The 21,041-nt window shown below is 40.2% G+C and carries 19 protein-coding genes; 5 read left to right on the top strand and 14 right to left on the bottom strand.

The window, feature by feature from the left end:
* The first annotated feature begins 1 nt into the window (after window position 1).
* Window positions 2-328 (top strand): SUF system Fe-S cluster assembly protein, encoded by a 327-nt coding sequence (locus tag LC419_RS16935; RefSeq protein ID WP_034701028.1) that lies wholly within the window; start codon window positions 2-4, stop codon window positions 326-328.
* 385 nt (window positions 329-713) lie between these two features.
* Here the strand turns inward: LC419_RS16935 and LC419_RS16930 are convergent, their stop codons facing one another.
* The 14 genes from LC419_RS16930 to LC419_RS16865 form a co-directional block, all read right to left on the bottom strand.
* Window positions 714-1,550, bottom strand: a complete 837-nt coding sequence (locus LC419_RS16930; RefSeq protein WP_223608468.1) for a sulfurtransferase — start codon at window positions 1,548-1,550, stop codon at window positions 714-716.
* A 99-nt stretch (window positions 1,551-1,649) separates the two neighbouring features.
* Complete coding sequence (locus tag LC419_RS16925) at window positions 1,650-2,645, bottom strand: tetratricopeptide repeat protein (RefSeq protein WP_223608467.1); 996 nt, start codon at window positions 2,643-2,645, stop codon at window positions 1,650-1,652.
* A gap of 3 nt (window positions 2,646-2,648) precedes the next feature.
* On the bottom strand, window positions 2,649-3,497 hold the full coding sequence (locus LC419_RS16920; protein ID WP_223608466.1) for a hydroxymethylglutaryl-CoA lyase: 849 nt from the start codon (window positions 3,495-3,497) through the stop codon (window positions 2,649-2,651).
* 374 nt (window positions 3,498-3,871) lie between these two features.
* The gene (locus LC419_RS16915; protein WP_223608465.1) at window positions 3,872-5,401 is read right to left on the bottom strand and encodes a TSUP family transporter; all 1,530 of its coding nucleotides are present in this window, start codon (window positions 5,399-5,401) and stop codon (window positions 3,872-3,874) included.
* 2 nt (window positions 5,402-5,403) lie between these two features.
* On the bottom strand, window positions 5,404-8,280 hold the full coding sequence (locus tag LC419_RS16910; RefSeq protein WP_223608464.1) for a TonB-dependent receptor: 2,877 nt from the start codon (window positions 8,278-8,280) through the stop codon (window positions 5,404-5,406).
* 135 nt (window positions 8,281-8,415) lie between these two features.
* Window positions 8,416-10,089 carry an NADPH-dependent assimilatory sulfite reductase hemoprotein subunit gene (locus tag LC419_RS16905; protein WP_223608463.1) on the bottom strand — a complete coding sequence of 558 codons (1,674 nt, stop codon included), beginning with the start codon at window positions 10,087-10,089 and terminating at the stop codon, window positions 8,416-8,418.
* Window positions 10,090-10,107: 18 nt separating this feature from the next.
* Entirely contained in the window at window positions 10,108-11,817 is a 1,710-nt protein-coding gene (locus LC419_RS16900) for a sulfite reductase flavoprotein subunit alpha (RefSeq protein WP_223608462.1), read from the bottom strand.
* The gene (gene cobA, locus LC419_RS16895; RefSeq protein ID WP_223608461.1) at window positions 11,807-12,652 is read right to left on the bottom strand and encodes a uroporphyrinogen-III C-methyltransferase; all 846 of its coding nucleotides are present in this window, start codon (window positions 12,650-12,652) and stop codon (window positions 11,807-11,809) included. The genes LC419_RS16900 and cobA overlap by 11 nt, the downstream gene beginning before the upstream one ends.
* Before the next feature lie 24 nt (window positions 12,653-12,676).
* Complete coding sequence (gene cysK / locus LC419_RS16890; protein WP_223608460.1) at window positions 12,677-13,588, bottom strand: cysteine synthase A; 912 nt, start codon at window positions 13,586-13,588, stop codon at window positions 12,677-12,679.
* 32 nt (window positions 13,589-13,620) lie between these two features.
* Complete coding sequence (gene epsC / locus LC419_RS16885; protein ID WP_223608459.1) at window positions 13,621-14,451, bottom strand: serine O-acetyltransferase EpsC; 831 nt, start codon at window positions 14,449-14,451, stop codon at window positions 13,621-13,623.
* Between the two features lie 3 nt (window positions 14,452-14,454).
* Window positions 14,455-15,693, bottom strand: a complete 1,239-nt coding sequence (locus LC419_RS16880) for a GTP-binding protein (protein WP_223608458.1) — start codon at window positions 15,691-15,693, stop codon at window positions 14,455-14,457.
* 102 nt (window positions 15,694-15,795) lie between these two features.
* On the bottom strand, window positions 15,796-16,704 hold the full coding sequence (gene cysD / locus LC419_RS16875) for a sulfate adenylyltransferase subunit CysD (RefSeq protein ID WP_223608457.1): 909 nt from the start codon (window positions 16,702-16,704) through the stop codon (window positions 15,796-15,798).
* 11 nt (window positions 16,705-16,715) lie between these two features.
* Entirely contained in the window at window positions 16,716-17,429 is a 714-nt protein-coding gene (locus LC419_RS16870) for a phosphoadenylyl-sulfate reductase (protein ID WP_223608456.1), read from the bottom strand.
* 84 nt (window positions 17,430-17,513) lie between these two features.
* Window positions 17,514-17,930 carry an Rrf2 family transcriptional regulator gene (locus tag LC419_RS16865; RefSeq protein WP_090026215.1) on the bottom strand — a complete coding sequence of 139 codons (417 nt, stop codon included), beginning with the start codon at window positions 17,928-17,930 and terminating at the stop codon, window positions 17,514-17,516.
* Window positions 17,931-18,076: 146 nt separating this feature from the next.
* Here LC419_RS16865 and pepT point away from each other — a divergent pair, with 146 nt between their 5' ends.
* From pepT to LC419_RS16845, 4 genes are all read left to right on the top strand, one after another.
* The gene (pepT, locus tag LC419_RS16860; protein ID WP_223608455.1) at window positions 18,077-19,324 is read left to right on the top strand and encodes a peptidase T; all 1,248 of its coding nucleotides are present in this window, start codon (window positions 18,077-18,079) and stop codon (window positions 19,322-19,324) included.
* 5 nt (window positions 19,325-19,329) lie between these two features.
* Window positions 19,330-19,899 carry an energy transducer TonB gene (locus LC419_RS16855; RefSeq protein WP_223608454.1) on the top strand — a complete coding sequence of 190 codons (570 nt, stop codon included), beginning with the start codon at window positions 19,330-19,332 and terminating at the stop codon, window positions 19,897-19,899.
* 158 nt (window positions 19,900-20,057) lie between these two features.
* Window positions 20,058-20,294 (top strand): hypothetical protein, encoded by a 237-nt coding sequence (locus tag LC419_RS16850; protein ID WP_223608453.1) that lies wholly within the window; start codon window positions 20,058-20,060, stop codon window positions 20,292-20,294.
* 150 nt (window positions 20,295-20,444) lie between these two features.
* Window positions 20,445-21,041 (top strand): porin family protein, encoded by a 597-nt coding sequence (locus tag LC419_RS16845; protein ID WP_223608452.1) that lies wholly within the window; start codon window positions 20,445-20,447, stop codon window positions 21,039-21,041.

Here is a 21,041-nt window from a genome sequence, read left to right as displayed (position 1 = left end):
AATGAAATTTACAGACGATCAAATTGCTGACATTGGTGAGGAAATCATTAAGGTCTTAAAATCCGTATACGACCCAGAAATTCCGGTAGATATTTACGAATTAGGCCTCATATATGATGTACAGATCTCCGAAGATGGCGATGTAAAAATTATCATGACCCTTACTACCCCGAACTGTCCGGTTGCAGAATCCCTGCCACAGGAAGTAAAAGACAAGGTAGGAGAAGTGGAAGGCGTGAAAAGCGTAGATTTGGAGCTTACTTTTGAGCCTAGCTGGAACAAGGATATGATGAGTGAAGAAGCGAAGTTCGAATTAGGAATGCTTTAAAATGAAGGAAGGAACATGGAAGCGGGAGGTTGGAAGCTTTTAGAGCTCATAAAATCACTCTTTTGCTACATAAAACTTTTACATCAAATAATACAAAACCCGGAAAATTTCCGGGCTTTCTGTTTTTATATAAATATGTTTTTTTTGTAATGTTTTATATAGGGACGCAATTTCATTGATTCTGATGAAAGAAATGGCTACACATCACGTGTTTTAAAATTTCACTCAGATGAATCAAATGACGCAGATTTTTACTTCTTTAATCTGCTCAATCTGTATGATCTGTGAGAGCAAAAAAGTTATTCAATAAATGAGAAGCCTTTTAAAATCAAGCTGCCAGAAATAATAGGCCCGTCAGTAACTTCCAGCCTCCCGCTTCCTGTCTTTAAACTTCTCTTGCAATCTCCTTTCCTTCTCTCCTGCTCCATTCGCTCCACGAGCCTACATAAAGATCCGGGATAGGAAAACCTGCATAATTCAGGGCTAAAATAGTATGACACGCCGTCACACCGGATCCGCAATGGATGATAAGATGCTGAGGTTTATCTTTTAAAAGTTCTGTATATTTTTGTTTTAAAATTTCAGATTTCAGGAAGTTTCCGTTCTCATCCAGGTTTTCAGAAAAAGGAATATTAATGGCTCCAGGAATATGTCCGGCTACGAGATCAATCGGTTCAGATTCACCATTATAACGGTAAGCATCTCGTACATCCACCACCGTTGAAGAATGGCTTAAAAGTTCATTTTCAATAGTTTCCAAAGCTTTAACCGGAAGAAGCCAATCTTCTTTTTTAATAACCGAAGATTTCTCAAAGGTTTCCTCGCCTGACGAAAATTCTAGTCCGTTTTTCTCAGCAGCCTGGAATCCTCCATCCAGAACCTGAACATTTTGTAAACCGAAAGACTTCAGCATCCACCAGGCTCTTGCTGCTGCATTGGCTCCGTTTTTATCATCATATATCACGACATGAGCATCTTCCGAAACACCAAGATTTGAAAGCGTTTCAGCAAATTTTGTGATGTCCGGAAGCGGATGTCTCCCTCCAAAAGCCGCATCTTCCCCAATCTCAGCCAGATCTTTATCCAAGTCTATGAAACGGGCTCCTTTGATGTGTTTTTCCAGATAAGTTTGATGGACGTCTTTTCCTACTCTGGCATCAAGGAGGATGAGGTTTTCTGCTGAAAGGTTTCTTAATTCGGATGATGAGATGATGGGTGACATTGTTGGTGATTTTGGGGTTAAAATGATAGGTTTAGCTAAAGCCAAATGCGTTTTGATACAGGAAAGCGGGTTTTAACCCGCTCCTATTGATATTTTAAGTTATTTCTTTTTACCGTCCAGGATTTTTACAATCTGCTGTCTAAGTTCCTTAATGGTAAAGTTTCCATTTTTGAAACCAATAGGATAAGTTGTATGACCACCTTGGGATTCTTCACAAATTACAAATTCAGAATCTGTCTTTTCAATCTGAAGTGTTTTCTCTATATTAAACTTACGTTCTATTTTTTTTCCGGTTTTATCTATTAAATAAACTTTATAAAGACTGTCAAGCAATTCTTTGGGTTTATCAAAAGATTTGTGAATATTAATCCACTGCCCATTCCAGGAAAACTCATCCACAGGCACATTTTTAAATTTCATGTAGTCTTCTGAAAGAAGTTTTTTAGAGTACAGATCTTTCATTTGCTCGAAAATCCGATCTGCTTCGATAAATTTATCTTCTGCGTTCAAAGCCTTTATCCTCTTTTCATACAACTCATAATTTTGCGGAAATTTTAAAATACCATCAGCATAGATCTTTTCAGACTTTGAAAAATCTTTTGTCTGCGCATAATAAAAATTACCTGCATCCTTTATAAGCTGAAGGTACCAATTGTCATCTTGTTTTAGTGATTTCAAAAGTCCTTCGGCATATGTTTTTTCCTCATTTATGACATCGTTGGTTATACGGTAAACACGGGCTTTTTCAATATAAAATTCAGCCGTAGGATGTTTAGAAATTGCAATATTAAAATCAACAAGTGCATCATCATATTTCTCAAGAAACAGTTCAGACAATCCCTTCTGAAAAAAAATTACCGGATTGTCAAATCCTTTTTCCAATGCTTTATCGTAATACTCAACCGCTTTTATATCATTTTCCTGTCTAAAAAAAGCAAAGCCTAAATAATAAAGTTCGCGATTCGTAAAACTGTTACTTTCTTTTTCTAAAGCGGTTAATTCTGCATATTTTTCTTCATTAAAAAGCTTATCAACCTTTTGCGCAAAACAAATTGTTGAAATAAGAAACAGAGCTACAATATATATCCTTTCCATTATTTAAAAATGAAAAATATCCTTCGCTTTATTATATGAGCTTTCAAAATTCAGAAGATTCAGTTTGTGTTCTGCTTTTTCTACGCTCATAAAATTGATGACCTGTTCCGTAGGCATATTTCCTACCAGATCATCTTTGGCCATTGGACAGCCTCCGATTCCTTTGATGGCACTGTCGAATCTTCTGCAGCCTTTATCGTAAGCGGCTTTCAGTTTTGAGTAAGAATCTTCATAACGGTTATGGAAATGCCCTCCAAAATTGATTTCAGGGTATTTTGACGGAATTTTTTCGAATAAAAGCGCAATCGTTTCAGGAGTGGCAACCCCTGTCGTATCAGACAGAAGAACATCTTTGATTCCGATCTCTGAAAATCTTTTGGCCCAAAAATCTACATCTTCCCACTTCCACATTTCGCCATACGGATTTCCAAAAGCCATGGAGAAATAGATATTCAGCTGTTTTCCTTCACTTTTAACCAGTTCAAGCATTTTAATGATCTCATCAAAAGCCTCTTCCTGGTTTTTGTTGGTATTTCTGTGCTGGAATGTTTCCGAAATAGAGAACGGAAACCCTAAAATATCTACAGTCTGATGTTTTAATGCTTTTTCAGCACCGCGATAATTTCCGATGATTGCGGAAACCTTTGTATCAGACAGGGATTTATCAATATTTTTGGCCACCTCATCAGAATCAGCCATCTGCGGAATTGCTTTAGGGGAAACAAAACTCAGACAGTCCAATACATCAAAGCCAACCTCCATCAGAGAGTTGATGTAATCTATTTTTTTGCCGGTAGGGATAAATTCTCCCCAACCCTGCATGGCATCTCTAGGACATTCAGTAAGAAACATTTTAACTTTTTGATTTTCTCAAATATAATAAAACTAAACAAGTTTATATACGGCACATACAAATCTAACATTATTTTGATTTTCAAATATTTATATCCGATTTAAAATTTCGATAACTGATATGCGGCACCTGATAAGCTATGCAAGAGCCGGAATTTCAGATGCTAGATGTCAGACACAAGACATCAGGCTTTCGGTTAAGGTTGAGATTGAGGAATGTCAATGGTCAATTTTGCTATGCAAGTGAATGGTGAATTTTAGTAAAATGAGACATCAGACACCAGATTTCAGACAACCCGAAACCCACATCATAAAGTTCATCACTTTTCAAACCCTCAAACTCTCCATCTCTCAAACCTAGATCCGGAAGCTGGTTACATTAACGACCTTACAATCGTAATTAAGCTCATCACAATCACCACCACCCCTACGATGGCAAACATTTTTTTAGCAGGAAGCCGTGAAGTAAACATCGCTGAGAAAGGAGCCGTAAAAACCCCTCCAAGCAGAAGCCCCAGCACAATGTTCCAGTGATGGATTCCGATGGTGAAAATAAAGGTTAGAGCGCTTACAACAGTCAGTAAAAATTTAGCCAGGGTCGAGCTCCCCACTACATACCGCGGCGTTCTTCCCTCTTTGATCAAGGTTCCGGTAACCAGCGGTCCCCAGCCGCCTCCTGCAAAAGAATCAATAAATCCGCCAACCAATCCCAATACTCTGAGATTGGTTCTTTTTTTCCGTATGCTTTTTCCTGTTCTTCTATCCTTTCCCTTAAACGCATTTCTAAGAATATTGATCCCTAAATACAAGGTATAGCAGGCGATGACCGGCTTTACAATGTGAGCATACTTCTCTCCGAAATGAGAGAGTGCAAATGCCCCGATAAAAGCTCCCACAGCCGCCACAGGAAATAAGATCCAGACCATTTTTTTATTGACATTTCCCAATTTGTAATGGCTGATACTTCCGGCAGCCGATGTAAAAGATTCCGCAGAATGAATACTCGCACTCACTATCGGCGGCGGAATATTCAGAAGCAGGAGAATGGTGGTACAGATCACTCCGTATCCCATTCCCATGGATCCGGCAACGACTTCAGCCAGAAAACCGGCCAGCAGCATCCAGTAAAAAATATGCCCGTCCTGACTCAGGAAATTTTGAATATCTCCGGACAGATTGAACTGAAAAATGATCAGGGCCAATACCGCAATAAGTATGAAAACGCCTATAATTCCGAGATAGATATTCGCTCTCCTCTGTACTGTTTTGGTGATGTTGATCAGTTTTTCCATTTCCAGCTTTGTTTCTTCAGGCTGAATGGTTTTTTCACCTAAATAATCCGTGGTCAGCCGGTTCAGTTCTTTGACTTTGTAAGTGAAATCACCTTTTAACTGATTGCGGATGTTTTGCATATTGTCCAGCAAGCCTTCCATTTCTTCATCAGGAATGGTTTCTGTTAAAATCTCCCGTAACCGTTTGGCCACTGTCGGAGATTTTCCATTGGTTGAAACGGCAATTTTAAGATCTCCCTTTCTGACAATTGAACCCAGATAGAAATCACACAAACCTGGTTTATCAGCAATATTCACCAATGTATTATTCTGATGGGCCCTGCTGCGGATCTGCTCGGCCAGGATAATATCATTAACGGCTACAATAGCCAAATCTGCACTGTTAAAATCATTATCTGTATACGATCTTTCATGCAGGGTTAGATTGGGATAATTCTGCTTGAGTTCCTTTACCTGATCACTAATTTCTTTTGCGACCAGCTTAATCTGTGCCCCGGGAGAATTGGCCAAAACGGACTGCAGTTTTTCCAGAGCAATATTTCCACCACCAATGATGAGCAGTGATAATTCCTCGAGCTTTAAGAATATGGGATATAAAGAGTTACTCATCATATTTAAAGTTTTAGATCATAGGTGAATGCCAGATAATACAGCCCTCCGATTTCAGGTCCTGCGGCATATTGAAGATATCGTCGGTTAAGAAGATTGGTCGCTCCAATTTTAACACTCGCTTTTATTTCAGGAATTCTCCATGTCGCCTGAGCATCAATGGTATAATAGGACGGAATATTTCCGGACGCTAAAGGACTCTCCCATAAGAAACTGTCCTGCCATCTTGCAGCCACCGTAAATCCGATGTTTTTTATAATTTCTCTGTTTCCAACGCTTAGATTGACAGCCCATTTAGGGGTATTAAAAGCCGTAATAAAAAGATCTGAAGTATTGGTTGAAATAAGGTCGTTATAGGACACGTTTACATTGACATTATAATTTCTCACGAGGTTATAACGAATTCCCAATGACGTTCCAAAACTTTTGTATTTACTGGTACTGTTGGTATAAACCCTGTATCGGTCCTGCTTACTTCTGTCCAGCATCGCTAACACAGCATTATCGCTTCCGATATTTTCATTTTTGGGCACTGCCACTTCCACCTGTCCCAGAAAACCTTCATAGATATTGTAATAGAAATCCCAGTCGATGACAAGTCTGCTGTTGAATAAAGCAGATTTGTAGCCTACTTCAAAAGACGTCACCTTTTCCGGCTGTAATTTCGGCAGATTGGCGGCGGTCAGAATATTTCTGCTTTTCAATGCAGACTGATTCTGGTTTCCGCCTGCATCTACGTCTTTATTCACGGCGGAAATAAACTGATCTATAGAAGCCAGCGTGTAGGAATTTTCAAGATAACCGAGTCCATCGTTAGCCTTTGTGAGCCCGCCTACTCTTCTTACATTTCCGTTATTAACGAATGACAATGCTTCAAATAAAGAAGGAAAACGGTAACCGTTTTGGAAAGAGGCCCTGAAATTATGCTCATTAACCGGAGAATAAACCACGCTCAGTCTCGGATTTAATTTTGTGTCAAACTCTGGGTTTCTGTCTGCACGAAGGGCCAGATTCACTTTTAATTTGTCCTGGAAAAAAAGTTTGGTAAGCTGGACAAATGCACCGTATTTCTGATAAATAACATTGTTCCCGAATGTTCCGTCAGATAAAGGGATATTTCTTTCGCTGACCGGTCTTTCAAAATCAACAAAATTATTTCCGTCAGGCGTGATGCTGTAAAGACGGTAATCTGCTCCTGCGAGAAGACTGAAAACCTTTACAAATCGGGTAAAATCGTAAGTAATTTCGCCCTGATAAAAACGGGATTTCTGTTCAAGTTTTGCGCCTCCGGTGGCGGGTGCTCCTGCAATTCCGGAATTCGCTGAATCCCAGTTATTAATGCCGACAATGGTGTTTTTTAACTGCTCAAATGCTGCTGTTCCCGGAACTACACGGTTTTTATCTGCTTCCTGCCGCGCCAGAATAAAGGCATCATTCAGATTGATCCCCGAATTAAGTCTGTCCTGCAAAGCCGTCTGAAAGATATTCTTCCAGTTGGTATTGGAAAGATTCGTAAGATCCAGATTATCAGCCAACGGCTTCAGATTATAAGAATCTCCAGTATTCTCTATGGACATATAGGCTCTGAATGTCAATTCTTTACCTGTCAGCTCGACTTTATGGTTCTGAACCGTTGCATTCTGAAGTCGGATCTTGTTTCCCCGCTGAAAAGTGCCATCCAGCAATCCGTAACGGTAGACATATGACGTTCTCCACTGGTCTCCGAAGCGGTAGTATAATCCTGCATCAAACTTTATATTCTTCACTTCAGGACTTATCAGATCCTTTTCGTAATAGCCTGTTCTTGACACGTTGAAAGTGGTTGGCTTTCCATTATAATTCACTTTTACCGATGTTCTGTTGTTTCTTTCGTCACCGTATTTGTTCCAGAGATCTTCCGCCGGATTATTAGTGAGTGAAAAATTGGGATTGGCGGTAATGAATGAATTGGGATTTTGATCTGTTCGGTTATCCGAGATCCAATCTACACCGCTGAAATAGGAAGCATTGACCTTTACAGCAAAATTTTTATTGATGACTTTTGCAATTCTGACTGCACTTTCGCCTAGAGCAGCCGTTTTGTGATTCACGTTATCTACATGATTCACTCCGCCTCTGAAGTAAAGACTTACGCCTTCCGAAGTAAACGGATCTTTGGTCTGAAGACTCGCCAATCCGTTGACCGCATTCATTCCATACAGCGCAGAAGCAGCTCCGGGCGTAATCTCCATGGACTGGATATCCAGCTCTGTGGGACCTATGGCATTTCCCAGCGGAACACCGAGCGTGGCAGACTGTACATCTACTCCATCCACCAGCTGCATGAACCGGAAGTTATTCGGAGAATTGAATCCTCGGGAATTGGGAACTTTTAAAGTAAGACTTGAGGTTAAAAGCTGTAATCCCTTCACATTCTCTAAGGTTTCATAGAATGACGCTGCGGGACTTTCCCGGATGGTTTTAATATCAATTTTTTCAATCGCAATCGGTGATCTCAGAATTTTTTCCGGAACACGGGAAGCTGAGATAACCACTTCATTGATGATGGTGTTCTGCGGATTTAATTCGATGGCAATTTTACTGGACAATGAAAGTATTTCAGCAGTATGAGCTGCAAATCCTTCTTTAGTCACCACGATTCTGAAAGGGATTTTCACTCTTGTTCTCAGGTTAAAATTCCCTTCCTGATCGGTTACTGCCGTATCTTGGGTATGCTCTACCTGGATCTGGACTCCGGCAATCCCTTTATGGGTATCTGTGTGTTTAATGATTCCGCTTATTTCGATAAGCTGCTGTGCCTTTAAAACGGCAGTAAAAGAAAGGGTCAGGAATAAGATCAGGCTTATTCTCTGCTTAAGATATTGGTGGGATATAGATTTCACTTGTTTAAAATTTTAGGGTTAAAAATGATTTATGCGTCGTCAATTAATGAACAGCACATACACATTCGGATCCCTAAAAGATGATGGTAGTGTTTTCTGGCACTTTTCTGCCGGTAAAGAAGGTTGATCATATTTTTATTTTTGAGTTTGTAAATAGCGGTAAGAGAAGTCACCGAAGGTTTCCTCCGAATATCTTCCTTCCAAGTAGATTCCGAAAAGTTCATCCAGGGTTTGAAGGATTTCTTCTTCGCCGATGTTTTCTTTGAATTTTGTATTGAGGCGCATTCCAAGCCTGTCACCTCCGATGTGAAGATTGTATTTTCCGTAAGCCGTTCCTACAAATCCTATTTCGGCATTGGGTGATCTTCCGCAGCCGTTTGGACATCCCGTCATTCTGATGGTGATATCTTCGTTTTGAAGTCCGTATTTTTCAAGGATAGGTTCTATTTTCGTGACTAAAACAGGCAGGTAGCGCTGACCTTCCGCCAAAGCCAGTGAACAGGTGTTCAGTGCAACACAAGCCACAGAGTTTTTACGCAATGCGCTGGCTTCTTCCGTATAAACTGAAATCCAGTGTTCTTTAAGGAGATCTTCAATTTCTGCTTTATTCTCTTCACGGATATCCGAAAGAATCAGATTCTGATTACAGGTGAACCGGAAATTCACATTTCCTGTCTCTGCAATTTTCAACAACCCGGATTTTAAAGGATAGTCCTCTGTATCCAGAACTCTTCCGTGCTCTACAAATAAGGTGTAAAACCATTTCCCTTCATGATTTTGAGTCCAGCCGTAACGGTCTTTTCTCTGTTCAAACTTAAATTCCCGGGCAGGTTCTAAGGCAAAACCGCATCTTTTTTCGACCTCGTTTCTATAGCCTTCGATGCCCAGTTTATCGATTGTATATTTTAATCTTGATAATTTTCTGTCGCTTCTGTTCCCAAAATCACGCTGTACGGTGATAATTTCATAGACTGCCTTCAGAAGCTTTTCTTCTGAATCCACAAAACCTAAAAGAGAAGCCAGACGTGCATAAGTCGCATCGTTTCCATGAGTCGCACCAAGTCCTCCTCCTGCAGCAATATTGTAACCTACGATTCTATCTTCTTCAACGATGGCAATCACCGCAATATCATTTATGAAAACATCCACATCATTGTTGGGAGGAATCGCAATCCCGATTTTCAGTTTTCTAGGCAGGTATCTGTCCTGATACAAAGGATCTTCCTCTGTTTTTCTGTCGATTAACAATTCATCATCGATCCACAGATCATAATAGGATTTTGTTTTCGGAAGACACATCTCACTGATTTTCCCTGCCAGTTCATACACCACCTGATGTAATTGCGACTCGGAAGGATTTGAAGTACAGGTTACATTTCGGTTCACATCACCGCATGCCGCAATAGAATCGAGATGTTGTAAGTTGAAATTCTGAATCGTAGGTCTCACATGCGATTTTAAAATCCCATGCAACTGAATGGTCTGGCGGGTCGTAATTTTAATCACACCTGTGGAATGGTTTTCAGCAATTTCATGAAGTCCCGCCCATTGCTCAGAAGTTAAAAATCCTCCCGGAAGCCTTAGCCTGATCATATAGGAATACAGCCACTCCAGTTTCTTAGCGACTCTTTCTTCCCGTCTGTCCCGGTCATCCTGCTGGTACATTCCATGGAATTTGATGAGGGTCTGGTCATCTTCTCTGATGGCTCCGGTAAAATCGTCCAAAAGGCTTTCCTTTAAGGTTCCTCTGAGCCCATTGCTGCCGGTTTTTATCCTTTCTACCGGCGAAAGGTTATTCTTATCTGTCATATCGTATCCATTTATGATTTAATACACATCTTTAACATATCTCCCGTTGAGTTCCAGTTCTTCGAGATAATTCTGAGCCTCTTCCGGGCTGTGTTTTCCCTTATCCTGAATGATATTCAGAATGGTTTTTTCAACGTCTTTACTCATGGGTTCTCTGGCTCCGCAAACGTAAAGAGACGCTCCTGCCTCAAGCCAATGGAAGACTTCCTGTGCTTTTTGCTCCAGTTTGTGCTGAACATATACTTTTTCGGCGGTGTCTCTGGAAAAGGCAAGATCGAGATGGGTCAAAGTCCCTGTTTTTAGAAAATCCTGAAGTTCGGCCTGGTAAAGAAAGTCTGAAACGAAAGTCCGGTCTCCGAAAAAGAGCCAGTTTCTGCCCTCTCCTCCCAGAGCATCTCTTTCGTAGAGAAAAGACCTGAAAGGCGCAATACCCGTTCCCGGACCAATCATTATGATATCTTTTTCCGGCTTGGGAAGTCTGAAATGTTTGGCTTCCTGAATATAAAATTCGATATCTTCACCTTCTTTAAATTCTGCCAGAAAACCACTGCACAGTCCGTTCTGCTTTTTATCATTGATGAAAAATTCTGATTTAGCGACGGTGATATGAATTTCGCTGTCTCCATGGGCTTCCAGTGAGGAAGAAACAGAATACAAACGTGGTGACTGACCTGTTAGAGCAGGGATAAACTGTTCAAATTCATCTGCACTTTTTACAGGATAAATTCTCAGCAAATCGAGAAGACTTAATCGTACTTCGGGAATAGCGTGGCCTGTGATCTGCGCATATTGAGCGACTGTTGTTTTAAGCAGATAGCTGATATTAAGATATTTATAAAGCAGTTCTTCTGCTCCGGCCGTCAATTTCACTGTTTTAATCTGCTTTTCGGGATCAATTCCGGTTAAGCTAATAATTTCTTCTACTTCCTCTTTTTTATTAAAAGCTATCACTCCCAATGCATCACCGGGGCTATACACCAAAGGTTCTTCGGTTTCTATTTCTATATGGTAGGTTTCTTTGTCTGAATCTCTATCATTGAGATTGATGATGGTTGAAATTTTTCCCCGGTATTTTTTTCTTGCTGTTGATGTTTTTGTGGTAACCACGCTTTTCTGGCTGCCTTCTGCTGTTTTATTAACCGTATCAAGAATGTGTTCTGTCCAGCTATACGCATCCTGTTCATAATCGACATCACATTTTTTAAGAGGAATTATTCTCTGAGCTCCCAGTACTTCAAAACGGGAATCAATGTCCTCGCCTGTTTTGCAGAACAGGGGATAACTACTATCTCCCAAGGCAAGTATTCCAAATTTCAGATGACTGATATCCAAATCATTTTCGTGAAGATGATCATAAAATTTTCTGGCAAGAATCGGTGGATCCCCTTCTCCCTGAGTACTGATAATGATGAAGAACAAATCTTCTTTTGCAAGATCTTTCGGTTTGTACTGGGAAAGGTCAACCAGTTTTACCTGAACCCCTTTTTTCTTGATCACTCCAGCAAGTTCTACTGCGAGTTTCTTGCTGTTTCCAGTTTCAGTGCCATAGGCAAGGGTAATTTTCTTTGGAGAAACTAAATCGGTATTAATGTCCGACATAATCTGATGTTGTCCGGCAGCAGATATTCCGGCAATTCCTGCGAGAAAACCACTGGCCCAAACCGCTTCATCTCTTGAAAAATCACCTGATATTTCTTTAAGGGCTTTTAATTTAGTTTCAGACAGCATATTCCAGTATATTTTGATGGTTTGACACTAAGGTTCCGTTGGTTACAGATTTAAAGTAAATCCCTTCCTGTATAGAAGATTCCAGCCACGAAAATTCTTCATGCAGATTCACCACTTTTCCTATCACTACCAATGACGGAGATACAAAGTCTTTATTTCCAAAGTTTTGCTGAAAATCTTCCAGAGAAGAGGTGTAGACTTTCTGATAAGGCGTGGTCGCCTGTTCTATGATGGCAATTTTTTTATCTTCCGTTTTGCCTAAAGCCAGGAATTTCTCTACCAAGCTGTTCAGATTTCCTTTAGACATATAAAAGACAAGCGTGTCATCGGATGTTCCAAGCTCTTTCCAGTAGGTATCACTGAGAATTTCTTTTTTATAATAAGTCAGAAATCGGACGGATGTCGCATATCCTCTGGCTGTTAACGGTATTCCTGCGTAGGCCGCTGCTCCGGATGCGGCAGTGATTCCAGGGATGATTTCATAAGCTATATGATGTTCTTTCAACGCTTTTAATTCATCTAAAACATTGGAAAAAAAGGAGATGTCTCCTCCTTTGAGTCTTACTACAGTTTTCCCCTGTAAAGCATACTCTACAATCAGGGTATTGATATGGGTCTGAGGCGTAGAGGCATTTTTACTGCATTCTTTTCCGACGTAGATGATTTCGGTATTCTTATTCGCATAACGGTCTATTATTTCAGGACTTACGAGACGATCACACAAGATGATATCTGCTGAAGCAATGGCTTTTACGGCCTTTACAGTGATCAGATCAGGGTCGCCGGGTCCTGCACCCACAAGGTAAACCTTTGGTGTCGTATTCAGTTTTTTCATTTTAAATTTTCTTATGGATGTTATCTAGAAAAGTCCTTCGATGGACAGATATCTTTCGCCCGTGTCATAATTCACGGTGAGTACAGTGGATCCTATAGGGATCTGAGGAAGTTTTTTAGCCACTGCAGCCAAAGCCGCTCCTGTAGAAATCCCTACGAAAAGTCCTTCTTTTTTGGCGGCTTCTTTAGTGAATTCAAAAGCTTCGTCTTTATTGATCTGTACAATTTCATCCAGCAGTCCTGTATCCAGGATTGATGGAACAAATCCTGCTCCCAAGCCCTGAAGCGGATGCGGTGCCGGAGCTCCTCCACTAAGAACAGGAGATAATTCAGGTTCTACAGCAATCACTTTGATGTTGGGGAATTTCTGTTTTAATACCTGTGCAAGTCCCGTGATATGGCCGCCGGTTCCTACCCCTGTGATCAGGTAGTCCAGTCCTTCCGGAAAGTCTTTCAGAATTTCCTGAGCAGTAGTTTCAACATGAACTTTAACATTAGCAGGATTGTCAAACTGTCTTGGGATCCATGAATTGGGAGTTTCTTTTCCCAGTTCTTCTGCTTTTTCAATGGCTCCTTTCATTCCTTTTTCTCTTGGAGTCAGAACGAATTCCGCTCCGTAAGATTCCATAATTTTCCGGCGTTCCAAACTCATGCTTTCGGGCATCACCAGAATAAGCTTATAGTTTTTTACAGCAGCTACAAGGGCAAGTCCGATGCCTGTATTTCCACTTGTAGGTTCTATAATGACACTATTTTCGTTCAGCAATCCTTTAGCTTCAGCATCTTCTATCATGGATAAAGCAATTCTGTCTTTGATGCTTCCTCCGGGATTGGCTTTTTCCAGTTTGATCCAGACTTCATGTCCGGTATCGAAAAGCTTATTAATTTTTACGACCGGGGTATTTCCGATGGTTTCTAGTGTGTTTTGGAATTTCATACCGATTCAATTTTATATTGTTTTTTGTTGTTTTATATCACAAATGTTAAAGATTCGGGAAGGGTTCCGTTATCTTTTATTTTTATTTCACTTTTATGATAGACCAGAGAGCCGGAAGGAACGTTTTGTGTGATCCATACGTTTCCTCCGATGATGCTGTCTCTGCCTATGGTTGTGTTCCCGCCCAAAATCGTGGCTCCGGAATAAATAATGACATGGTCTTCGATATTGGGATGCCTTTTTTCATTGGCTTTGTCCTTTGAAACATTTAAGGCTCCGAGTGTTACTCCTTGATACAGTTTCACATGGTTTCCGATCTCTGTCGTTTCTCCGATCACGATTCCGGTTCCATGGTCGATAAAGAAATATTTTCCAATAACTGCACCCGGATGGATGTCTATTCCGGTTTTGCTGTGGGCATATTCTGAGATCACACGGGGCAGAATTTTCACCTTTTGAATCCATAGCTGGTGGGAGATCCTGTACACATATGTGGCAAAAAAGCCCGGATATGAAAGGAGTATTTCTTCCAGAGATTCTGTAGCGGGATCAAATTCTAAAATAGATTCGGCATCCAGAATCAGAGCGCTGTAGATATCAGGTAATGCAAGAAAAAAATCGTCCGTCTTTTTTTTAGCAAAAACCTCATCGTCCGAAGCATTTTTTATCAGATCCAAAAGAATTTTCTGCAAATCTTCAAACCTGTCATGAAGCTGACTTTCCGTATTGATTTCTCCAGGAAGAAAGAGCACATTGTACAGGTCTGTGACAAAATTTTCCATCTTAGTCTTATCAAAGAATCCATGTGAACCGCTCTGTTTTTTTTCAAGGATATTCCTAATAAAATGCTCTGAAACCTTCATATCTTACTGAATTATACATGCCGCAACGGTAGCATTGGAGGTTTCATCAACCAAAATAGCCGATCCCGTTTTTTTATTGCTTATAAAATCATCAAAAACCAAAGGCTGTGCGGTCTTTATGGTCACTTTCGCGATCTCGTTAAGCTTTATTTCTCCTTCTGAATCTTCCTGCTCCAATGTATTGACATTGATCTTGTAGTCTACCTGTTTTACCACTGCTTTCAACTGTCTGCTGTGATGCTGTATCAGGTATTTATTACCCGGTTGCAGACTTTTATGATCGAGCCAGCACAATAATACTTCCACTTCTTTTTCAACATGAGGCAGTTCTTCTGCAGATGTAAAGAAATCTCCACGGCTGACATCGATGTCTTCAGTAATCTGTATCACAGCCGGTTGCCCTTCAAAAGCTTCCTGAACCTCAGCTCCATTCACTTCTATGGTTGCTATTTCAGTAATAATTCCTACAGGAAGTATTGCTATTTTATCTCCTTTCTTAAAACTTCCGCTGATGATCTGTCCCGCATATCCACGGTAATCGTGAAGCTCTTCTGTCTGAGGGCGAATCACATACTGCACCTGGAAACGGCTGCCGCTGTTGTGTACTTCATCAAGCTGTACTTCTTCCAGATAATCGAGCAGTGAACTTCCCTGATACCAGTCTGTAATGGATGAAAGGGAAACAATATTATCTCCTTTCAGTGCGGAAATCGGGAAATAGGTCACATCGTTTAAGCCTAAGCCTTCTGCAATCTTTGAATAATCTGCTTTAATGGTTTCAAAAACTTCTTCCGAATAGTCCACCATATCCATTTTATTGATTGCAACAGCTACCTTTTTCAATTTAAGTAACGAAGCGATAATGGAATGTCTTCTGGTCTGTTCAATAACTCCCTTTCTGGCATCGATCAGAATCACCATCAAATCAGAGTTGGAAGCTCCTGTGATCATATTTCTGGTATACTGAACATGCCCCGGAGCATCCGCGATAATAAATTTTCTTTTTGACGTCGAGAAATATCGGTAAGCTACATCAATGGTGATTCCCTGTTCTCTTTCTGCACGAAGTCCATCCGTCAAAAGAGCCAGATCTACACCGTCTTCATTTTTGTTTTTAGAATGTTTTTCAAGTACTTCCAGCTGATCCTGTAAAATACTTTTGCTATCGTAAAGCAGTCTGCCGATGAGGGTGCTTTTCCCGTCATCTACGCTTCCTGCTGTTATAAATCTTAATATATCCACGAGCTTTTTGTTATAAATGATTAATGATGAGTAATAAGCAATGTATCCTTAGTACTATTTTCCACTCTTTATGATTGCTAATTACTTATTGCTCATTACCTATTAAAAGTATCCTCCTTTTTTCCGGTCTTCCATAGCTGCCTCCGTTACCCGGTCATCAATTCTCGTCTCTCCTCTTTCTGAGATTCTGGTGGCTACAATTTCTTCAATCACTGTGTCTATTGTAGCGGCCTCTGATTCTACTGCTGCGGTACAGGTCATATCTCCTACGGTACGGTAGCGTATTCTTTTGGTGGTAATGGTGTCACTTTCTTCCAGAACTGCAAACTCAGAATTCGCAATCCACTGTCCGTTGAGATCTACTACTTCTCTTTCATGCGAAAAGTAAATGGATGGCAGGTTTATATTTTCTCTCCGGATGTAGTTCCAGATATCAAGTTCTGTCCAGTTGCTGATGGGGAATACCCTTACATTTTCACCTTTCTGAATTTTTCCATTGAAAATATTCCACAGCTCCGGTCGCTGAAGTTTAGGATCCCATTGGCCAAACTCATCGCGGACAGAGAATATCCTTTCCTTGGCTCTGGCTTTTTCCTCATCTCTTCTTGCTCCACCGATGCATGCATCAAACTCGAATTCCTCAATCGTATCAAGAAGGGTGAAGGTCTGCAGCCAGTTTCTGCTGGGGAATTTCCCTTTGGGTTCCGTCAGTTTTCTTTTATGAATGGTGTCTTCCACTTTTCTTACCACCAGATCCACATTGATCTCTGTGGTCAGCTGATCTCTGAAATCTAACACTTCCTGAAAATTGTGTCCTGTATCCACATGAACAAAAGTGAAAGGTATTTTTCCGTGAGGAAATGCTTTGGCAGCTAAATGAGCCAACACAATGCTGTCTTTTCCGCCGCTGAACAGTAAAGCCGGACGCTCAAACTGTCCCGCCACTTCCCTTAAAATGTAGATGGACTCAGCTTCTAACTGATCTAAATAATTCAAATGATATAATGACATATTTTATTTTTTTATTGATGAACATGTAAGCCGCATTCTTTTTTATCAGCATCTTCCCACCACCATCGGCCGGCTCTGAAATCTTCCCCTTCTTTGATCGCTCTGGTGCAGGGTTCACATCCGATGCTTACAAATCCTTTTTTGTGAAGATGGTTATAAGGAAGGTGATGCTTTTTTACATAGTCTGTCACCTGTTCTGTGGTCCAGTGAAGGATGGGATGAAACTTGATAATTTGGTGATCCGGGTCCCATTCCAGCTGTGGCATTTCTTTTCTGCCTGCGGAATGTTCAGACCTTAAACCTGTGATCCAGACTTTATATCCCTGAAGTGCTTTTTTCAAAGGAATAACCTTTCGGATATTACAGCAGGCTTTCCTCTTTTCTACAGATTGATAAAAGGAATCCGGTCCGTTTTCTGAAACAAATTGCTGCAGTGATTCCGGATCCGGATAATAGGCTTTAATATTTTTTTTGAAGAACGCTCTGGATGAAGTCCACGTTTCATAAGTCTGCTCAAAAAGTCGTCCCGTATCCAGTGTGAAAATATCAATATTCAGGTTTTTTATCAGATGAGTCACTACCTGATCTTCATAGCTGAAGCTGGTAGAAAAAATGACTTCACTAGGAAACCTGTTGGCAAGAATTTCTAAAAAACCATCATTAAAAGCACCTGAAGAGGCCTTTTCCAGTAATTGATTGAATTCTATTTTCAGGGTATTTTCCATGTTGAATTGAAATTAACTCCTGCAAATATATATAAATCCTATTTATCCTACCAAATTAGTAGGATATAAAAATTAAAAAAAATTTCAACTGTTTTTTATAAAGGAAGTAAGAGTCGCCTCCATCATGCTTTTTCTTGTTTTTTCTCTTACGATCATCAGTTCATTTCTGAGATAACAGGTAGCCTCATCGACACAGTCGTCGCAAGGTTCGTAGAAATTCAATGAAATACAGGGTGTTAAAGCAATCGGGCCTTCGAAAATCCGGTAGATATCCGCCAATGAAACATCATCGGGAGACTTCAGTAAATAATATCCTCCGGCATTTCCCTGTTTGCTGTTGACCAATTTCGCTCTTTTCAGTTCGAGAAGAATCTGCTCTAAAAATTTTTTGGAAATATTTTCATCCTGTGCAATAACGGCTGTTGACAAAAATCCCTGGTTGTAGTTTCTTGCCAATCTAACCATCGCTTTCAAAGCATATTTGCAACGTTTGGACATCATAATTGATGCAAGTTATAACAATTTATTTGATTATCGAAATTGCGGATTGAGATTAAAAAAATCAATCTCGTTAACGTCCTGAAAATATCCCTCAAAGTTCAGTTTTGAAAAATTTACATTGTATATTTGTTGGAAATTTATGATCGATGAGTATAATAGAATTCAATCCATTGTGGAAAGAGAAATTACTGAACCGTTTTCTCGCCTATGTAAAAATATATTCAACCAGTGATGCGGAAAGCGAAGCAACCCCTTCTACCCCGCGACAGTGGGACATTGCAAAGTATATTGCAGAGGAACTGAAAACGATCGGCCTGGCAGATGTTTCCATTGATGACAACGGGTATATTATGGGATATGTTCCTTCTAACCTTGACAATGACAACACGCCTACCATAGGATTTATTTCACATTATGATACGTCTCCGGATTTCAGCGGGGAAAATGTAAAACCTCAGATTTGGGAAAACTATGACGGAGGTGATCTTCTTTTAAATGAAACTACAGGATTCACCCTGTCTTCTTCAAAATTCGAAAGCTTAAAAAAATATATCGGACAAACGCTTATTACTACAGACGGAAATACCCTTCTTGGAGCTGATGATAAAGCAGGTTGTGCAGAAATTGTAACAGCTGCTGAATACCTTATCGCTCACCCGGAAATCAAGCACGGAAGAATTGCCGTAGGATTTACGCCGGATGAAGAAATCGGAAGAGGCGCTCACAAATTCGACGTAGCTAAATTCGGTGCAGAATGGGCTTATACGATGGATGGAAGTGAAGTTGGAGAACTGGAATACGAAAACTTTAATGCAGCAGGAGCTGTAGTAAAAATCCACGGACTGAGTGTTCATCCTGGTTATGCTTATGGAAAAATGATCAATGCAGGGCTTTTGGCTGCTGAATTTATACAGTTGCTTCCTGCCAATGAAACTCCGGCTACCACTAAAGGTTTTGACGGTTTTTATCACTTAATGGATATCACTGCTGATATTTCTGAGGCTAAACTTCAATACATCATTCGTGATCATGATGAAGAAAAATATGAGGCCAGAAAGAAATTCATGGAAGAAAAAGTCGCTGAATTCAATCAAAAACATGGTGAAGGAACGGCTGAGGTAGAAATCAAAGAACAGTACCGTAACATGAAGCAGCAGTTTGAAGGGAAAATGCACATCATTGACCTTGCTGCCAAAGCGATGAAAGAAGCTGATATTGAGCCTAAGATCAAAGCTATCAGAGGAGGGACAGACGGAGCTCAGCTATCCTATATGGGACTGCCTTGTCCAAATATCTTTGCCGGAGGAATGAACTTCCACGGACCGTACGAATATGTGGCACTGGAAAGCATGGAAAAAGCTGTTGAGGTAATCATTAATATTGTAAAAGCTTAATACTGATGAAAAAACTTTCAGCATTAGCATTTATTCTGATCTTTGCTTTTAGCAGTGCACAGGTTTCCGAGTTTGAGAAAGCTGATTCTAAGTACGAAAGAAAAATAAAGTCTCTGTACAAGAAATATCCGAAGCCTAATGATGAAAGAACCAAGCAGGAGTGGCTCCTTACGGAAGCAAAAATATCAGCCTATCAAAATGCCTTAGAGAAGATTTCTGAGGAGGAAAAGAAAATGATAACGGATGTTCCGCCACCCATGGCGCCAAAAATTACCAAAGAAGCGGAATATGAAACCGGAAAGGCGGCTTTCCAAAAGCTTTTAAATGAAGCTGTAGATCTTACTTTCCTGAATTTTGCAGTCAATCCCTATAAAGTAACTCTAAAATTTACTTTAGATTCCAAGGGGAACGCCTACCATGTGAAAGTAAAAGGGAATAATGAAGATGTCAACGCTTTTATAGAAGCCGGTTTTTACCGTATCAGGGATAAGGGCAAATGGAAACCTGCAGAATCGAACGGACGGCCAGTCCTTTCTGTGGTGAACCTTCCTTTACAATTAAACTTCAGTAAATAATACAGATCAACCCATTGCAGATGCAGTGGGTTTTTCTTTTTCATTACGTTCAATTTTTACACCTTATTTCTCGCATTGATGAAAAGTATTTAGTTTTTTGATTATATTTACTTAAACATCAGACTATTAACTTTAAAAATCAATTTATTATGAGAAAAATGAAAAAACTATTAAGAAAGGACCTGTCAACGATCCTTGGTGCAGGTATCAATGGTTGTCATATGAACGGTGAATCTGCGTATTGCTGGACGGACTGTGACTGTTCTTTTGGAAGAGCCTGCGAAATGGATGATGATGGAAATCCTGGAAGATGTATCTCTGTAGGAAATCCTGGCGGCGGTGGTGGTGGCGGCGGATGTAATCCCCCATCTAATTGTGAAGAACAGCCTTTTTAACAAATACCATCGGAAGTACCCTCTTCCGATTTTTTTTTGTTTTTTCTCCTAAAAACAGATTCTTGTCAAAGCATCTCTGCCATTCATCAAATAAAGTTTTATCCCGCATTTCATAGCTGTTGCTTTGCATCAAATTATTAAAAGCAATTTATGAAACAGCAGTTTTTAGCACTAAGTACATTTTTATTATGCGTCATCGGTTTTACAGAGACCAAAGCACAGCAAACACCAGCCTTTCACATCGGGATCAAAGGCGGGGCAAATTTTACAAAAACCTCTTCGGAGTCCTCCACTTTGGAAGGGAAATACGGATTCGGTTATCAGGGAGGAATTATGACCAGAATGGATATCGGAAGTCTTTATGTACAAGGAGAAGCCTTATTCAACAAAAGAAAAACCTCTTTCGACGCTAATGATGGAACCTCAGCAAAACTAAGCTGGAATTCTGTCGATATTCCGGTAGTGGTCGGCTATAAAATCATCAATACAAAAGATTTTAATGTAAGAGCATTTGCGGGCGGGGTTTACAGCTATGCGTTCAAGAACAATCTGTCAACGTCCAAAGCACTGCAGGATGGTTTTAAAAGCTTTGATAAATCGAATATCGGAATCACGGGAGGTATTGGTGTGGATTATAAAAATTTCACAGCAGATCTGAGGTATGAAACCGGTCTTTCAAGCATCAGCAAAGAGTTTAAATCCAAACCCCACAGTTTTACGCTTGGAATAGGATATTTCCTGTTCTAA

This window comes from Chryseobacterium sp. OSA05B, assembly GCF_019970065.1.
Taxonomy (GTDB): Bacteria; Bacteroidota; Bacteroidia; order Flavobacteriales; family Weeksellaceae; genus Chryseobacterium.
This window is presented reverse-complemented; position numbering and strand designations above follow the sequence as displayed.

Excerpts from the sequence above, each read along its gene's own strand:
- LC419_RS16935 (WP_034701028.1), top strand. The coding sequence starts at position 2 with ATGAAATTTACAGACGATCAAATTGCTGACATTGGTGAGGAAATCATT.
- LC419_RS16930 (WP_223608468.1), bottom strand. The coding sequence starts at position 1,550 with ATGTCACCCATCATCTCATCATCCGAATTAAGAAACCTTTCAGCAGAA.
- LC419_RS16925 (WP_223608467.1), bottom strand. The coding sequence starts at position 2,645 with ATGGAAAGGATATATATTGTAGCTCTGTTTCTTATTTCAACAATTTGT.
- LC419_RS16920 (WP_223608466.1), bottom strand. The coding sequence starts at position 3,497 with ATGTTTCTTACTGAATGTCCTAGAGATGCCATGCAGGGTTGGGGAGAA.
- LC419_RS16915 (WP_223608465.1), bottom strand. The coding sequence starts at position 5,401 with ATGATGAGTAACTCTTTATATCCCATATTCTTAAAGCTCGAGGAATTA.
- LC419_RS16905 (WP_223608463.1), bottom strand. The coding sequence starts at position 10,089 with ATGACAGATAAGAATAACCTTTCGCCGGTAGAAAGGATAAAAACCGGC.
- LC419_RS16900 (WP_223608462.1), bottom strand. The coding sequence starts at position 11,817 with ATGCTGTCTGAAACTAAATTAAAAGCCCTTAAAGAAATATCAGGTGAT.
- cobA (WP_223608461.1), bottom strand. The coding sequence starts at position 12,652 with ATGAAAAAACTGAATACGACACCAAAGGTTTACCTTGTGGGTGCAGGA.
- cysK (WP_223608460.1), bottom strand. The coding sequence starts at position 13,588 with ATGAAATTCCAAAACACACTAGAAACCATCGGAAATACCCCGGTCGTA.
- epsC (WP_223608459.1), bottom strand. The coding sequence starts at position 14,451 with ATGAAGGTTTCAGAGCATTTTATTAGGAATATCCTTGAAAAAAAACAG.
- cysD (WP_223608457.1), bottom strand. The coding sequence starts at position 16,704 with ATGTCATTATATCATTTGAATTATTTAGATCAGTTAGAAGCTGAGTCC.
- LC419_RS16870 (WP_223608456.1), bottom strand. The coding sequence starts at position 17,429 with ATGGAAAATACCCTGAAAATAGAATTCAATCAATTACTGGAAAAGGCC.
- LC419_RS16865 (WP_090026215.1), bottom strand. The coding sequence starts at position 17,930 with ATGATGTCCAAACGTTGCAAATATGCTTTGAAAGCGATGGTTAGATTG.
- pepT (WP_223608455.1), top strand. The coding sequence starts at position 18,077 with ATGAGTATAATAGAATTCAATCCATTGTGGAAAGAGAAATTACTGAAC.
- LC419_RS16855 (WP_223608454.1), top strand. The coding sequence starts at position 19,330 with ATGAAAAAACTTTCAGCATTAGCATTTATTCTGATCTTTGCTTTTAGC.
- LC419_RS16850 (WP_223608453.1), top strand. The coding sequence starts at position 20,058 with ATGAAAAAACTATTAAGAAAGGACCTGTCAACGATCCTTGGTGCAGGT.
- LC419_RS16845 (WP_223608452.1), top strand. The coding sequence starts at position 20,445 with ATGAAACAGCAGTTTTTAGCACTAAGTACATTTTTATTATGCGTCATC.